Below are 15,785 nucleotides of genomic sequence, written 5' to 3'. Positions count from 1 at the left end.
GGCGGTGGATTGGGACCTCTGAGCCCCAAGCAGCCACCGAAGTGGGACTCGTGAGCCCCAATCGACCCCCAATCGGGCGCCAATCGGCCCGTCCGCTACTTGCGGAGGGCTTCGGCGGGGGAGAGACCCGATGCCTGGTAGGCGGGGTAGACACCGAAGATGAGGCCGACCAGCAGGGCGGCGCCCAGCGCGGCCCAGGAACCGGTCCAGGTCATGGCCGTCTCGATGCCGTACCGCTGGATCACCCCGGTTCCCAGCCATCCCCCCGCAACCCCCACCAGGCCGCCCACCACGCTGATGAGGAACGCTTCCAGCAGGAACTGCAGGATGAGGTCGGTGCGGCGTGCGCCCAAGGCCTTGCGCAGCCCGATCTCGGCGGTGCGCTCGGTGACCGAAACCAGCATGATGTTCATGATGCCCAGGCCCCCGACCAGCAACGACACGCCGGCGATGGCACCCAGCATCAGCGTCATCACCCGGTTGGCCTTGGACGCCTCCTGCACCAGCTCATTGAGGCTGGTCACCGACATGATGGCGGTGGGCGGCACCTCCTGGGGCTGTTCTTCGTCTTGGTCAGGTGCTCCCGGCGGCCGGGGCTGCTCCATACGCACCGGCGGCGCATAGGGCCCCACGGGGCGACCGATCACCACGCGACCGCCCTTCATAACCACCTCAGACGGCGTGCCGCCACCCTCCTCGCCCTCCGCCGGCTGCTTGTCGGTGATGCCGAACTTCTTACGGTAGATGCGGCTGATCTGCGCCACCGCCGCGTCCACGGTGTCCCTGTTGACCGCCTTGCACCAGATCTCGTTGACGCGGTACTGCCGCGTGAGCCGCTGCGCGGCCGTCACCGGGATCACGATCTTATTGTCGATGTCGTCGGCCATCCCCGCCCCCTTGGGTGCGAGCACGCCGATCACGGTGAAGCGCTGGTACCCGATGTAAAGGCGCTGTCCCACGGGATTGCGGCCCTGGAACAGGTCGTCCACCAGGTTGTAGCCGACCACGGCCACCCGCAGGCGGTTGGTCACGTGCAGGTGGGTGAAGAAGTGCCCGGCGGCCATGGGATGCTCGCGCAGGTAGGGAAAATCTTCGGTGACGCCGAGCAGCTTCACCTGGGAGCGCACGCGGCGCCACTTGACGTCCGCATCGGCCTTTACCACCGGCATGGCCACCGAAATCGTGGGCACCCGCGCCTCCAGCTCGACGGCGTCTTCGGGACGCAGCAGGGCCCGGTAGTGGTGGCTCTCGATCTTGATGAGGTTGGTGCCCAGGCTCTGGAACTGGCGGACGATGACCAGGCGCGCACCCTCGCCGATGGCCACCAGGCTCACCACCGAGGCCACCCCGATGGTGACCCCCACCATGGTGATGGCGGAACGCAGGCGGTGGCTGGCCAGGCCGTCCACGGCGGTGCCCACTCCGAAGGCGAGCCGCATCCACCCCGTCCTCAGCGCCCCCCACACCGCCCGCGGCGACAGACGCGCGCGCAGGCCTGCCCACGTGCGGGGCGGTTGCGGGGAAGGTGGCGAGTGCTGGAGCGACATGCTACCTGCCACCTCCGGGCGGCGGGGTAGCAGGCTTGGTGCCGGGCGTCTTGCCGCCGGGGGTCTTGCCGGTGCCGGGGAGAACCAGGCCCTCCTTCTCTTCGGAGGGTTTCTGGGGACCCAGGCGCTCCAGCGAGCTGCCCGTGATCACCGGCTGACCTTCCTCCAGGCCAGCCACCACCTCGGCCCAGCGGTCGTTGCAGAGGCCGATCTTCACCGGCACGGTCTCGGGACCCTTGTCCGTCAGCACATCCACCTTGGCCTCGCCGTCCTCCTCGAACACGGCCTCGATGGGGATGAGCAGTATCTCCTTCTTCTCGTCCACGAAGATGCTCACGTTGGCGGTCATGCCCGGCTTCAGTTCGTCGGTGCCCCCCACCTCCAGGAAGCAGCCGTACTGGGCAAAGCCACCCTCGGTGTGGCCCATCATGTCCACCCGCAGGACCTTGGCCTTCCAGCTCTTACCGGGCAGCGCCTCCACCGTGATGGTGGCCTCCTGGCCCTCCTTCACGTTCACCACGTCCAGCTCGTCAATCATGATGTTGAGGTTCATGCGGCTGTTGTCGAAGATGGAACCGATGCTCTGCCCGGCCCGCACCTGCATCCCCGGATTACCCCAGATCCAGGCCACCGTGCCCGCGATGCCGGAGCGGATCTCCAGCTTGTTACGGACGTCTTCCTTCTGGGCGATCTGCAGTTCCTTCTGGCGGATCTCCAGCTGCTTGGCCTCGATGTAGCGGCGGGTGCTCTCGCCCCCCAGGCTGACGATGGGATCGCCCTTCTCCACGCGCTGCATGTCCTTGACGTGCACGCGGGTGACGGTCCCCCTGGCGGAGCTGCGCGCCACATCCTCGGCCTTGTAGCGGTCGATGGTCTGAGGCTCGCCCACCTCGATGGGGCCGCGCGGCGCCAGGATGGTGAGGCGGAACTTCATCCCCGGCTTGAGCAGGCCCTTGTTCTCGGCCTCAATGGTAACACGGCACACCAGGTAGTTGTCCCTGGGCACCGGGGTGTCGTCCACCGCCGTCACCACCCCGTCCACCGGGGTGGCGAACTCCTCGAACCACAGCTGTGCCTTCTGGCCCACGCTGATGTACTTGACGTCACCCGGGTTCACCTCGGCGATGGACACCACGGCGGCGTCGTCCACGATGCGCGCCACCAGGGCGCCCTCCTCCACAGTGTCGCCGCTCTTCAGCTCGAGCTCGCTGACCCGCCCCGCGATGGGGGCTGTGATCTGCACGCCCCGGTTGGGGTCTACCCTGGTCACCTGTTCCGGCGGTACCCCCAGGACGCTGGCCAGCTCGAGCCGGGCCTGCTCTACCTGGAACATGAGCTCCTGCAACTCGTAGCCGATCTGGTCGTTACGCAGGGTGGCCACCAGCTGCCCGGCCTCCACCTGCTGGCCGCGCTGTACCTCAAGAGAAACCAGGGTGCCGTCAGCGGCCGCCGTGAGTTCGCTCAGGAAGATGGGTTGCAGCTGTCCCGTCCCCTCCACGGTGACCTTGAGGTCCCCCCGCTTTACCCTGGCGGTGGCATACACCGGCCCCGCCGCTTCCTCCGGCTTGGGCAGGAGCTTCTTGTAGGCGACTGTCCCGCCCCCTACCAGGATGACTGCTACTATAATCCAACCGACAGCCTGCCGCCACATTATCTACCCCTCCTGCCCCGATCCCGGAGTACGGTCGGTGCTCGCCCCTGCCGCCGGTGCCGGGTGGCCGTCGGGCGGCCCGTCCGACACTACCTGGCCGTCCTGCAGGCGCACGACGCGCCGGCTGTGGCGCGCCATGCGCTCGTCGTGGGTCACCTGCAGGATGGTGATCCCCCGCTCCCGGTTCAGCCGGGAGAACAGATCCATCAACTCGTCCCCGGTGCGACTGTCCAGGTTACCGGTGGGCTCATCGGCCAGGAGGAGTGCCGGCTCGCCCACCAGGGCCCGGGCGATGGCCACCCGCTGCTGCTGGCCCCCGGAAAGCTCGGTGGGACGCCGCCCGGCCTCCGCCTCCAGGCCCACGGCCGCCAGCGCCTCGTCGGCCAGAAGCCGCCTTTTCCGCGGCGGCACCCCCCGGTACACCAGGGGAAGCTCCACGTTCTGCCGCGCCGTCATGCGGGGCAGCAGGTGAAAGCTCTGGAACACGAACCCCAGCATGCGGTTGCGGATGGCGGCCAGGGCGGCATCCCCCAGGCCGTTGACCTCCCTGCCGCCCAGTATGTAAGTGCCCCGACCGGGATGGTCCAGGCACCCAATGATGTTCAGCAGCGTGGACTTACCCGACCCGGAGGGACCCATCACCGAGGTGAACTCGCCTTCCTCCACCTCCAGCGTGATCCCCCGCAGGGCCGGCACCTCCACCTTGCCGATGCGGTAGCTCTTCTCCACCTCCCGCAATACCACAAGCGGAATGATGCCCACCCCCTCCCGCACCGCCAGCCCGCACGCGCCCGCCTCCCGCGCTTACCGCGCGCCCGCTGACGCCACCGCAACGGGCGCAGGCGCGGTCCCCCATTCCCGGTATATGACGCCAATCCCGAGCCAAATGTTGCATCGTCACCCGCTCAGCGGGCACCCAGGAGCTCCAGCGCCCGGTCAAGCTGGGGATCCTGTCCCGCGGGGCGGACCCGCGGCCAGTCGAACGGAGCGCGCCTGAGGGCGGCCAGGGTGGCAGCGTCCGCCACCCCCGAGGGTGACAGGCCCTCCCAGCGCTGGAATCTCACCACCGCGCCCTGGGTGCGGGGCCCGAAGATCCCGTCGATGGGACCGGGATCGAACCCCAAAGCCGCCAGGTACTGCTGCAGCGCCCGCACGCCCGAGCCGCGGGAACCGTACCTGAGGGTCGTCCCCGTGGGGAGAAGCGGCAACTCCACCTCATCGCCCAGGGGCCGCCGCCCCGCCACCACCACGTCGGGCGTGATCCCCGTCCCATATATGGAGCGGGCGCTGGGCGTCAGGTAACGCGCCACGGAAATGCGCAGGGCTCCCCCGTTGGGGAGGGGGAACACGTTCTGGACGGCCGCCTTGCCCGTGGTGCGGGTCCCGACCACCCTGCCCACGCCCCGGTCCTGGATCGCCCCCGCCACCAGCTCCGCCGCGCTGGCCGTGTCCTGGTCCACCAGGACCACCAGGTTGAAGTCCCAACGGGAGGAGTAAGAGCGCAGGACCTCCAGCTTGCCACGCCGGTCCATGGCGAACCCCACCACGCCGGCGGGGACGAAGGCCTGCGCCGCCTCCACCGCCTCGGAAACCAGCCCGCCCGGGTTGTTGCGCAGGTCCAGGACGTAGCGGCGGATGCCCCAGTCGCGCAGCACGTCCACCAGCCCGCGGAAGTCGCGACCCGTCCCCTCCTCGAAGCGGGAGACGCGCAAATACGCCACGTCACCGGGCAGGATCTGCAGCCGCAGGCTCTGCGCGGGCATCTCCTGCCGCCGCAACGTCACCCGGCTGAGCGCCCCCGACGAACGCCGCAGGAGGAGCGTAACCTGCGACCCCGCCGCTCCCCGCGTGAGCCGTTCGATCTCCCCCGCGGACAGCCCGTACGCCGGCCACCCCGCCACCTCCAGGATCACGTCGCCGGGGACGATCCCCGCCCTCTCGGCGCTGGACCCCGCCGCCACCGCCACCACGGTGGGCTCGCCCCGTACCACGTCCACCATGATGCCGATGCCGCTTGTACCCGCATCCCGCAACCCGGCATATTCCCCTGCGGGTATGTACTCGGCATAAGGGTCACCCAGCGCCCTCACCAGCGCCTCAAGCAGCACATCCCAGGCCGTGCGCTCGTTGAAGGGCGATACCGCCTTATCTCTGATCAACTGCACCGCGGTCAGGAAGGCAGCCAGGCCATCGGAACCGGGGCTCTGCGCCCCGCCCGGCCCCGACGGCCCCAGCATGGCCAGCCCCAGCAGGCTGACCCCCACCACGCAAGCCAGAGCAACACTGACCCGCCTCTTCACCCGCATCCCGACCGAATTCCCCCAACGCCACGGGGTAGCCCAGCCACCGCAGCAGTTCCTGCGCCGCCAGCACATCCAGCCCTACGGTGAGCACTTTTAGAGGTCTCCGCCAGGAGAACTTCGGCTTCGGCCCCCTATCTTCCTCCTCCACCAGAATTTGGGGCTTCAGGGGGTTCCCCTCTAGCACGTGCCCGTTGGGCGTCAGGTACCTGGCGGTGGTCAGCCTCACCGCACTCCCTCCGCCCAGGGGGATCACCGCCTGTACCGATCCCTTGCCAAAGGTGGGCGACCCCACCAGCACCGCCTTGCACCGATCCACCAGGGCCCCCGCCAGGATCTCCGAGGCGCTGGCCGTCCCCTTGTTCGCCAGCACCACGATGGGCAGCCCCAGCCCCGGCCCCTCCGCCTTCACCACCTGGCTCGACTGTTTACCGATGATGTGCGCCACCGGCCCCGTCGGCACCAGCTGCCGCGCCACCGTCACCGCCTCATCCACCAGCCCGCCCCCGTTATCACGCAGCTCGAGCACCAGCGCCCGCCCCCCACAGGTGTCCCAACCTCAGCGGGCGCCACCAAGCCTGTCCAACACCCACTCCTTTGCTCGGGCGAGAGCAACATCTGGACCGTTCGGCGCCGGTGGTCGACCGATTTCGCGCAGCGTGGCTTCATCGACCACCCCGGTAGGCCTCATGCCCCTGCCCGCTTGAAAGGCGCGCACAGCCCTCTCGGTCCTGGGCCCAAATATGCCGTCGGGTTCACCACAATCAAACCCCAGCTCCTCGAGCGCCTCTTGCAATGAAAGGACATCAAGCCCGATGGCCCCTCTCTTCAGCACCCTTTGCCAATTCAAGGCCTGATTCCGGGGAAACCGCGTGGACTCCTCGGGGATCTCGATATCTGGCCGGAGTCCCTGGCCTTCGATGTAATGCCCCCCGGGAGTGAGATAGGCCGCCACTGTCAGCCTGAGGGCCCCCCCGTCGGGCAGCGGGTACAGGCCCTGCATGGTTCCCTTACCAAAAGTACGGGAGCCTACAAGCACCCCCAACCCGCGATCCCGGATCGCGCCCGCCAACAGCTCGGCTGCGCTGGCCGTGCCCCCGTTGACCAGCACGGCCACAGGCAGGGAGGGCCCAGACCCGTCGACGCGCAACACCCTATCTCCCTCGATTCTTTGGACCAGCAACGCGATCGGGCCCGAAGGCACCAGCAGCGACGCCACTTCGCTAGCTTCGCCTACGATGCCCCCGGCATTGTCGCGCAAGTCCAGCACCAGCCCGCGCACCCTGTGGTCACGGCGCAAGGCAGCCAGTGCTTCCCCGAAGTCCCGACCGGAACCGGAACTGAACTGTACGACACGGATGTACCCCACCCCGTTCCCTAGGGGCCGCCACTCCACGCTAGGGAGCGACACCTGAGCCCTCTCCACAACCACCTGGAACGCACCCTCTGTCCCCGGCCGGGCAACCTCCAGCACCACCTTGGTCCCGGCAGGTCCCCGGATCCTGGACCCCACCTCCTCCAGGACCAGCCCACTGACGCTTTCGCCATCGACCTTCAAGATACGATCTCCCGACCGCAGACCGACTCTCTCCGCGGGCGAGCCAGGGATGGGGGACACCACCGTCACGTAACTGTCCCGGACTTCGATGGTCACCCCGATCCCCTCAAACGTCCTATCCACCCCCTGCACGAAAGCCTTAACCGCCTCTGGAGACAGGTACGCCGAATACTGGTCTCCCAATGCCCTGACCATGCCCTCGAGGGCGCCGCGCCACAGACGTTCCACCGGAACCGGCCGCAATGCAAGACCCTGCACCAGGGCCACTGCCTGCCGGAAGGCCGCCTCGCCAGGCCCGCCGCCAACCTCGCCCTGGCCCGAAGCAACACGCGAACCCTGCACTATCAGGCCAAGAGATGCCACCACCGTTAATAGGACAAGGGCAAGTGCAACCCCGCGACCGCGCGTGCTCCTCACCGTCAAACCCCCCATATAAAGCAATTGGGGGGCGCTCATCGCGCCCCCCAGGGCCTACCACGCACTACGGAGCGAGCGCCACCCTCTGCACCACGACGTACTTGCTGGCGTCAGCACCGGTACCCTTGTAGACGTCGACCTTGTCGCCGACCTTCAGGGCGCTGGCCTGAATCGCGACCTTGCCAGCAGCGTCGGTGTCGTACAGGCTGGCGTTCGCCAGGCTGATAACTACCCCACCCGTGATGGTGAGGCTACCGTCGTCGTTGATCGCCAGGATCTCTGCGTCATCGTAATCAGGCACGGTGAACTTGCCGACGTTCTGGATCTTACCATCGCTGCGGACCTCACCGTAGACGAAGTCGCCCACGCTGACAGCCGGAGCCTGGTTCAGGTACACCTCGTAGCTCACCGTGCTGCCCTTGACGTCCACATAGGCAGTGACCGCACCGGACTCATCCACGGAGTACCCGAGGTACTTGCCGTACGCATTCCCGGCCACTACCACCACCGGGAACAACTCACCGTAGAGTACCGCACCGGCGGAGGTCTCGGCATACAGCGATACCTTGTCCCCTACCTTGACCCCGTCCAGCGCGACGTAGCTCGTTCCCTTCTTGAAGAAGGCGTCCGCGGAGACAGATAGCACGTTCCCGGCCGCGGTCAACTGCCGGGCAGCGCTGCTCACCGCGTCCACGGTTATGTTGCTGGCACCACCGGGTACCAGCACCAACGTCTCCAGATCGGTCAGCTTGCCCGACGCGTTGGTCTTGGCGAGGACAGGCGTCCCGACGAGTGTCGGGTAGGTGGGGCTCGTACGGGCATCCTCGATCTTCACGATGTTGCCCTTGACATCCACCTTGACGAGCGTCTTACCGTCGGCAGTGGTTTCCTTATCGGCGTACAGCCCAACCGTTCCCACGGTGCTTCCGGCCAGGATTCTGAGTGCTCCGTCCTTGTTAAGCGTAGCAGTCACCGCGAAGCTAAAGAGCTTGCTCAGCTCGTCGACTTGCAGGCCGGCGTTACCGTTCGTGTCCAGGTTGGTACCGTCGAGTGTACCCTCAGCTTTGGCGCTCACCTTGTAGTCGGTGCCGCCCAGCTTCACGTATGTCGCATCAGATGCCACCCGAACTCCGGTTACGGTACCGGATACGGTCTTGTCGAACACGGCCACGTAAAGCGCGTCTGTGGTGACCGCACCGTTAGCGCCACGGGCGCAGGCGATGTAGATGATCTGCCCCGCCTGCACGTCACTCAAGGTGGCCGGACTGCCGTTCTTGGTGATGGTCGTGTTGGCCTTAACTGCATAAGCCGTGCCGCCAACGGTAATCGTCTTGTTCGTGGTGTCGACGGCAGCTACTTTAGCGTCGCTGACGTCGTACGCAAAGCCGACCACGAAGCGCACCGTGCCGTCAGCACCCAGGAAGGCCGTGACGTCCATGCCGTTCTTCAGGGCCAGGTAGACGTCTCCACTGACCTTGGCCTTGTTCACGAAGACGGTCGCTGCGCCCAGATTGTACGAGATGTCACCGATCTTGAAGGACGTCGAAGCGGCATCGCCGTTCAGCGTTCCGGTAACGATGTTGCTTGCTGCAGTGACATCTTCAGCATAGAGCACCTTGTAGCTGGTGGTGTCGGCTATGAACTTGACCTCGTGCCCGAGCAGCGCCGCGGTGTTAACCCCCGCGGGCATGGTGTACTTGGTGCTCCCAAGCAGGACCTCCTGCCCGGTCAACGAGGCGTCGACGTCGGCGTTGGCGTTGAGAATGGCAGTAGCCGGCAGGTCAAGGTTGAAGGACGCCTTCATGAGGGCAGTGGAGGTCTCATCGTACACGCCCGGGAAGTCAGCCGAGGGCTTAACCTTGGTGGCGCCTAGGGCGTTGGCCAGGAGAATGGCCATGTCCCCGCGATTCACGACGTCACCGGCCCCGAAGGTAACCCCGCTGAACAGGTTCTTTTCACTGGCCACGATCATGTAGTTGGCCGGCCAGTCCCCAGGCAGATCGACGTATCCCACCACACGCCCCAGCATGGTGGCCGCCTGGGCGAACGTGATGGTCTCGTCGGGGTGGAAGGTCCCGTCCGGATAGCCGAGGACCAGCTTCTTTGCCACGGCTACGTTAATGTAGCCGCTGGCCCAGTGGTCCGCTGGCACATCGGCGAACTTGGTGGCGCCCTTCAGGTAAGCCGCAACACGCTCCAGGCCCATGATGCGCACCGCGAAAGTGGCGAACTGAGCCCGGTTCACGGGGAGTTCAGGCATCCACTGGCCGTCGATGCCCTTGCCGACGCCGAGGGCTTCCAGCTTGGCGACGGCGTCGGCGCAGGCCTGCCCCTTCACATCGGGGAAGCTGGCCGGCGTAAGCACCGCCGCGCTGGCAGTGGCAGCGATGGAGAGTACGAAGGTAAGTACCAGGGCTGCCACTAAGGCTTTTCTCACGTCTTCTAACCTCCTTTACACGTCATTGAGAGTCCTCTGGCCCTTTGAATGGATGTCTCGCACTGTGTGAGTCCCACCCCCTCCTTCTTCAACGCTTACTCCGGGCGAGGCCATCCCTCCCCCGGAAAATGTGCTGGAGGAAGCTATTCGCTGTCCGCCCGCAATTTTCCTGCTGGGGAGTTGCTATATGGTAGCTTGACCTCTACCTGGAGTGATCGCCGTTCCTTCCCTTTGTGACGCAGACCCTGGGTATTTTGTTCCCGGCAGCCTGTCCAGGGGATTATAGGGAGGGTGCTTGACGGGATCTTCACGGGATCTTCACCGCACCTTCACACTGTCTTCACGTTCCTGTGGTAGCAAGTTAGCGACGGAAGTGCACCGGGCCCGAGTACTGGGGGTGCGAGCGAATATGGCGTGGCTGAGACGGTGGCAAACGTGGGTGGCGGCCCTCCTGGTGCTGGGCGCCATCCTGGGAGCGTGGCGCTGGTGGCAGGGGAGAACGGCCGCGTCCTCCCAGCAGGTGCCCTACCGCACCGTAGCCGTGCGGCGAGGACCCATAGAGGTCAGCGTCCAGGGCACGGGGACGGTACGCGCTGCCAGCCGGAAAGAGCTGCGGCCGAGAGTGAATGGCCGCGTGGTGCAGGTGGCGGTCAAAGAAGGGGAAAGGGTGAGCGCGGGACAGCTGCTGCTCGAACTGTCCAGCGAGAACCCGCAGTTGCAACTCGAGAAGGCCCGCCTGAGTCTGCAGCAGGCCCGGCGCGACCTGGAAGATCTCCTTCGCAAACGCGATTCCCTGGCGGTCAGGGCACCGTTCCGCGGCCGCCTGGCCACCCTCCCCATCACGGAGGGCCAACGGGTCGCGGAAGGCAGCCTCATCGCCACCATTGCCGATGACACGCGCATCCAGCTTGTGGCTCGCTTCACCCGGGCCCAGATCGACAAGATCGAGGCAGGGCAGCCGGCGGAAGTGTTCCTGCCCGACTATACCTGCACCGTGCCGGGCAAGGTGACCGCCGTCAACCGGCTGGGGGAGGCGGCCGGGTCCGGTGCGGTGCTCTATCCGGTGACTATCGACATCGAGAACCCCGGAGGCCTGACCCCCGGTACGACGGCCCAGGCTTACGTGGAAACCCCGGCGGGCAAGCTTTCCGCCGTGCAGACCTCGACCCTTTCTGACCCCCGTCCCGTGGAGGTGCGGGCGGCGGCCCCGGGTACGGTGGCTCAGGTCAAGGCCAGGGAAAACGACCGGGTGGAAGGCGGTCAGGTCCTGGCCGTGCTGGCCAGTGAGGACCTGGACGACCAGATCGAATCCCAGAGGTTGCGGGTCGAGCAGGCGCAACTGGACGTGGCTTCTCTGGAGGACCAGGTGGCTTCTACCAGGGTGGTGGCACCGATTGACGGCACCGTGGTCGACCTGCCCGTGGCAGAAGGCGATGAAGTCTCCGGTAACACGGTGGTGGCCGTGGTCGCCAGCTACGGGCAGCTCGAGGTCGTGGTACCCATCGACGAACTGGACATCTCCAGCGTCTCCGTGGGCCAGCAGGCGGTCCTTACCACCGAGGCCCTCCGGGGGCAGACCTTCCGGGGCAGGGTGGCCGCGGTGGCCGAGGAGGGGCGCACGCAGGGCGGTGTGGGGGTGTTCGACGTCACCGTTGAGGTGTCCGACCCCGGTCAGCTGCGTGCCGGCATGACGGTGGAAGTGAAGGTGGAGGTTGCGGCCAAGCAGGACGCACTCCTGGTCCCCGTGGAGGCGGTGCAGCAGCGGGGCCGCGAGTACATCGTGTGGGTGCCAGGCGGTGGGGGCGGCGGCGAGCCGGGCACATCCTCTGCGGGAGCCCGCGAGCGGGGGGCCACATCCCTTCCGGGAGACCGCACCGCCATGCCCGGGGGCACCAGGGCGGGGCTTCCCGCCGGCGCCCGTACCGTCCCGGTCCAGGTGGGCCTGGTGAGCCCGACCGTGGCGGAGATCACGGCCGGCCTGCGGGAGGGGGACCAGGTGCTCGTGCTCTACGCAGCCTCGGCTGGCGGGCAGGGCGGCAACGGGTCTCCCTGGAGGCCGACCGGCATACCCGGTGCTTTCCCCATGGCCCCCGGGCGCCAGGGCAGCGGCACGGGGCCGCGCTGAGGAAAGGGTGGCAGGCATGATCCGGGTCGATAACCTCAGCAAGACCTACCGCCTGGGGACGGTGAGCGTGGAAGCCTTGAGGGGCATCAGCTTCCACATCGCCACCGGCGAGTTCGTGGCCGTAATCGGGCGCTCCGGATCGGGCAAGTCCACCTTGCTTCACCTGCTGGGGTGCCTGGACGTGCCCACCGGCGGCACCTACTACCTGGACGGCTCCGAGGTATCCGGGCTGCGCCCGGACGAGCTGGCCGGCATCCGCAACCGCAAGATAGGGTTCGTGTTCCAGAGCTACAACCTGCTCCCCCGGCTGACGGCGGTGGAGAACGTCGAGCTGCCGCTCCTTTACCGCGGCGTCAAGCCCGCGGCCAGGTACGCCCGGGCCTGCGAGTGCCTGGAAAGGGTGGGGCTGGGCGACCGCCTCCACCACCTGCCCAGCCAGCTGTCCGGGGGGGAGCAACAACGCGTCGCCGCAGCCCGCGCTCTCGCCGGTGACCCCGCCGTCATCCTGGCCGACGAGCCCACGGGCAACCTGGACAGCCGGTCGGGAGGGGAGATCTTGGACCTCTTTGCGGAACTGCACGCGGCAGGTCGGACCCTGCTGGTCGTCACCCACGACATGGCTGTGGCCCGGCGGGCGGGGCGACTGCTCAGGCTGCAGGATGGCTCACTGGTCGGAGACGAAAGGGTGGCGTAGGATGGACCTGCTCGCCTCCGTCAGGGTTGCCCTGGGGGGCATCCTGGCCAACAAGCTACGGTCGTTTCTCACCATGCTGGGAGTCACCATCGGGGTGGCGGCGGTCATCGGGCTGGTCGCCATAGGTCAGGGCACTCAAAACCAGATCAGGGCCCAGATCGAGTCCCTGGGATCTTACCTGCTTACGGTGAACATCCGTGGGCGCGGGGCCCAGACCGCCCTCAGCTACCGGGAAGCGCGTGACCTCACCGCCGACCTGCCCGAGGCCGTCGCTACCGCCCCTGTCGTCTCGGGTTCGGTTACGGTAAAGTACGGCACCCGCGAGCACGATACCAGCCTGGTAGGCACGGATCACAATCTGGCCGAGGTCCGCAGCATGGGGGTGGCCCAGGGCCGCTTCCTGGCACCCCTCGACGTGGAATACTGGCAGAGCGTGGTGGTGCTGGGCCAGACCGTCGTCAGCGAGCTATTCGGCTTTACCGACCCCGTGGGAGAAGAGATCAAGATCAACGGCCACAGCTTCCTGGTGGTGGGCGTGCTCTCCCCGCAGGGAAGCACCATGATGGGGTCCGGAGATGACCAGGTCATCGTACCCGCCACCACCGCCCAGCGGCTGGTGGAGAGCCGCGGTGTCCGCACCGTCTACGTGAAGGGCCGGGATCCGGCCGCCGTCGACACCCTCATGGCCGCCATCGGGGAGAGGCTCACCACGCGGTTCCGTGACGCGGATGCGTTCAGGATATTCAGCCAGACTCAGATGCTGGAGACGGTCACCCAGGTGACCGGGACCATGACCATGATGCTGGCGGCAATAGCTGCCATCTCGCTGCTGGTGGGAGGCATCGGCATCATGAACATCATGCTGGTCTCGGTCACCGAGCGCACGCGCGAGATCGGCATCCGCAAGGCCCTGGGGGCGCGCAAGCGCGACATCCTGGTGCAGTTCCTCATCGAGTCGGCCGTGCTGAGCGGCCTGGGCGGGATCGCCGGCATCGTGGTCGGCCTCGTCCTCGCTCACGGAGCAGGGGGGGCCATCGGCGTCAGCGCAGCCATTCCCGTGACCACGGTCCTGCTGGCCTTCCTCTTTTCCGCCGGGGTGGGCATCTTCTTCGGCATGTACCCGGCCAACCGGGCCGCCAACCTGGATCCCATACAGGCGCTCCGCTTCGAATGAGAGCAGCCGGTCCCACCACCAGGGATAGGAGGCCGCGCGGGCACCACGCTAGCCACCGGGCGGTTGTGTTCGGTGATTACGAGACTGTCTCGCGCGCTTTGCTGGTCACTTGAGCTGCCTGCGTCAGTGGATGCTGCAGCAGAGGAGGTGACTTCAGGGTAATCGCCGAAGCCTGGTTCAGGCACAGGGCGGCTGCGACTGGAGCGGGCTGGCGATGAGGGGTTGGCCGGTGAAACTGAGCGTACGGTTGCTGCTTGGCCTCAACAGGCTCTTTCCACGCAGGGAGCACCCTTTCAACCTCCCGGGATCGTACGCGGAGTGGCAATTCGAGAAGGCCCGCCACACGCTGGAGGTGTTCGGGGACTTCGCTTCCCCAGAGGGTATAGTGGCGGGGAAGCGGCTGCTGGACGCCGGATGCGGGGCCGGGGGCAAGACGGTGTATTTCGCCTGCGCGGGAGCCGGGCGTGCCGTTGGCGTCGACCTGGTGGAGCGGTATCTCGCGGATGCCCGGGATTTCGCCCGTCGCAAGGGGGTCGCGGACCGAACCGAGTTCGCGGCTGCCGACGTGACACGCCTTCCCTTTCCGGACCGCAGCTTCGACGTGGCGGTGGCCAGCGACCTCATGGAACACCTGGCGCAGCCGGAGGCCTTCCTGCATGAGGCAGCGCGGGTGCTGGTGCCGGGCGGTCGGTTGTATGTCAGCTTTCCTCCCTACGGGCACCCCTTTGGTGCACACCTGTCCGACGCCATCGGCGTCCCGTGGGTGCACCTGTTTTGCAGCGAGGACACCCTCGGCCTGACATATGCGCAGCTGGTCAAGGATCTCCCAGACGGGGAAGAACGGCTCCGGCTGCGCTTCGGCACCGTCCCCGGCCATCACCCCCGGGCAGGCCCGGTGAGGATCACATACATCAACCATATGAGCATTCGCAGGTTCCGGGGAATGCTGAGAGGCACGTTGCGGGTGGTGCACTACCGCCAGCTTCCGCTGAGGCCTTACCTTGGCCTCCTGGCCGCCCTGGCTCCCGAGTATTTCACCCACCTGGTGGTCTGCGTCCTGGAAAAGTGATCAACTTGACTTGGTCCACCGGTTAGTCCACAATGGTGACAGGTGATCAGTGTGCCCACCCAGGTCAACGTCCACGAAGCCAAGACCCATCTGTCGCGACTACTGACCCGCGTCCAGGCGGGCGAGGAGATTATCATCGCCAGAGCCGGCCGACCGGTGGCGCGTCTGGTGCCGTTCAGCAACCGGCCACTTAAGCGCCTTCCGGGCAGTGCCAGGGGTAAGCTAAGAATTAGCCCCGACTTCGATGCGCCACTCCCGGATGTTTTCCTGGAGGCTTTCGAAACATGAGGGTCCTGTTGGACACCCATGCCTTTCTGTGGTGGATCACAGAAGACCCGCGGCTGTCGGCGCATGCTTCCCGGGTTATCGCTGACGGTAAGAACACGATCCTCTTGAGCGCCGCGAGCGCATGGGAGATCGCAATCAAGGCAAGACTCGGAAGGATTGAGGTGGCGGCTGAAGACCTTGGATCCTTCATTTCCGGAGAGCTGGCTCGTAACGCGATTCAGCCGTTGCCAATTCTCATCAGCCATGCCCTCCATGTCCATACGCTCCCCGACCATCACCGCGACCCGTTCGACCGGCTTCTGGTGGCACAAGCGCAATTAGAACAACTTCCCATCTTGACCTCCGATCAGCAGATTGCGCACTACCCAGTCGAGGTGATCTGGTGAGCGCGGGGATGCAGGAGTGCATCCGCCCTACCGACGCCCGGGACTCATCCCGAGCGCTCGAGGTGCGGCATCGGTCGGAACAGCCGGCTCGCAGGGACTAATCCCCCCGGGCTCCCAAGGAAGGGACAAGGACGTTGGC

Annotated in this window: 13 protein-coding genes; 6 read left to right on the top strand and 7 right to left on the bottom strand. The window is 66.6% G+C overall.

All coding sequences use genetic code 11. From position 1 onward, the window contains the following. Positions 1-95 precede the first annotated feature (95 nt). The 7 genes from QME70_06475 to QME70_06445 form a co-directional block, all read right to left on the bottom strand. The gene (locus tag QME70_06475) at positions 96-1,547 is read right to left on the bottom strand and encodes an ABC transporter permease (protein ID MDI6894238.1); all 1,452 of its coding nucleotides are present in this window, start codon (positions 1,545-1,547) and stop codon (positions 96-98) included. A gap of 1 nt (position 1,548) precedes the next feature. Beyond that, on the bottom strand, positions 1,549-3,198 hold the full coding sequence (locus QME70_06470) for an efflux RND transporter periplasmic adaptor subunit (GenBank protein MDI6894237.1): 1,650 nt from the start codon (positions 3,196-3,198) through the stop codon (positions 1,549-1,551). Positions 3,199-3,201: 3 nt separating this feature from the next. Beyond that, positions 3,202-3,951: an ABC transporter ATP-binding protein gene (locus tag QME70_06465; protein ID MDI6894236.1), complete on the bottom strand. Its 750-nt coding sequence runs from the start codon at positions 3,949-3,951 to the stop codon at positions 3,202-3,204. A gap of 152 nt (positions 3,952-4,103) precedes the next feature. Beyond that, complete coding sequence (locus QME70_06460; GenBank protein ID MDI6894235.1) at positions 4,104-5,435, bottom strand: S41 family peptidase; 1,332 nt, start codon at positions 5,433-5,435, stop codon at positions 4,104-4,106. Next, on the bottom strand, positions 5,344-6,027 hold the full coding sequence (locus QME70_06455; GenBank protein ID MDI6894234.1) for a S41 family peptidase: 684 nt from the start codon (positions 6,025-6,027) through the stop codon (positions 5,344-5,346). Before QME70_06455 ends, QME70_06460 begins: the two co-directional genes overlap by 92 nt. A 30-nt stretch (positions 6,028-6,057) precedes the next feature. Continuing rightward, positions 6,058-7,473, bottom strand: coding sequence for a S41 family peptidase (locus QME70_06450; GenBank protein MDI6894233.1), 1,416 nt, complete (start codon positions 7,471-7,473; stop codon positions 6,058-6,060). Between the two features lie 64 nt (positions 7,474-7,537). Next, positions 7,538-9,910: an S-layer homology domain-containing protein gene (locus QME70_06445; protein MDI6894232.1), complete on the bottom strand. Its 2,373-nt coding sequence runs from the start codon at positions 9,908-9,910 to the stop codon at positions 7,538-7,540. A 409-nt stretch (positions 9,911-10,319) separates the two neighbouring features. On the opposite strand from QME70_06445, the gene QME70_06440 reads away from it, so the two are divergent. From QME70_06440 to QME70_06415, 6 genes are all read left to right on the top strand, one after another. After that, positions 10,320-12,035: an HlyD family efflux transporter periplasmic adaptor subunit gene (locus tag QME70_06440; GenBank protein MDI6894231.1), complete on the top strand. Its 1,716-nt coding sequence runs from the start codon at positions 10,320-10,322 to the stop codon at positions 12,033-12,035. A 16-nt stretch (positions 12,036-12,051) separates the two neighbouring features. Next, a complete protein-coding gene (locus QME70_06435) occupies positions 12,052-12,729 on the top strand; it encodes an ABC transporter ATP-binding protein (protein ID MDI6894230.1) in 678 nt (225 codons plus the stop codon). A 1-nt stretch (position 12,730) separates the two neighbouring features. Then, entirely contained in the window at positions 12,731-13,903 is a 1,173-nt protein-coding gene (locus tag QME70_06430; GenBank protein ID MDI6894229.1) for an ABC transporter permease, read from the top strand. Between the two features lie 229 nt (positions 13,904-14,132). Beyond that, positions 14,133-14,972: a methyltransferase domain-containing protein gene (locus QME70_06425; protein MDI6894228.1), complete on the top strand. Its 840-nt coding sequence runs from the start codon at positions 14,133-14,135 to the stop codon at positions 14,970-14,972. Between the two features lie 51 nt (positions 14,973-15,023). Further along, positions 15,024-15,260: a type II toxin-antitoxin system Phd/YefM family antitoxin gene (locus QME70_06420; protein ID MDI6894227.1), complete on the top strand. Its 237-nt coding sequence runs from the start codon at positions 15,024-15,026 to the stop codon at positions 15,258-15,260. Next, positions 15,257-15,646 carry a type II toxin-antitoxin system VapC family toxin gene (locus tag QME70_06415; GenBank protein ID MDI6894226.1) on the top strand — a complete coding sequence of 130 codons (390 nt, stop codon included), beginning with the start codon at positions 15,257-15,259 and terminating at the stop codon, positions 15,644-15,646. Before QME70_06420 ends, QME70_06415 begins: the two co-directional genes overlap by 4 nt. Positions 15,647-15,785 lie beyond the last annotated feature (139 nt).

It is taken from the genome of Bacillota bacterium (assembly GCA_030019365.1).
Taxonomy (GTDB): domain Bacteria; phylum Bacillota; class Sulfobacillia; order JACIYH01; family JACIYH01; genus JACIYH01.
Note: the sequence above shows the minus strand (reverse complement) of the source record. Positions and strands in the feature narration are given on the sequence as shown.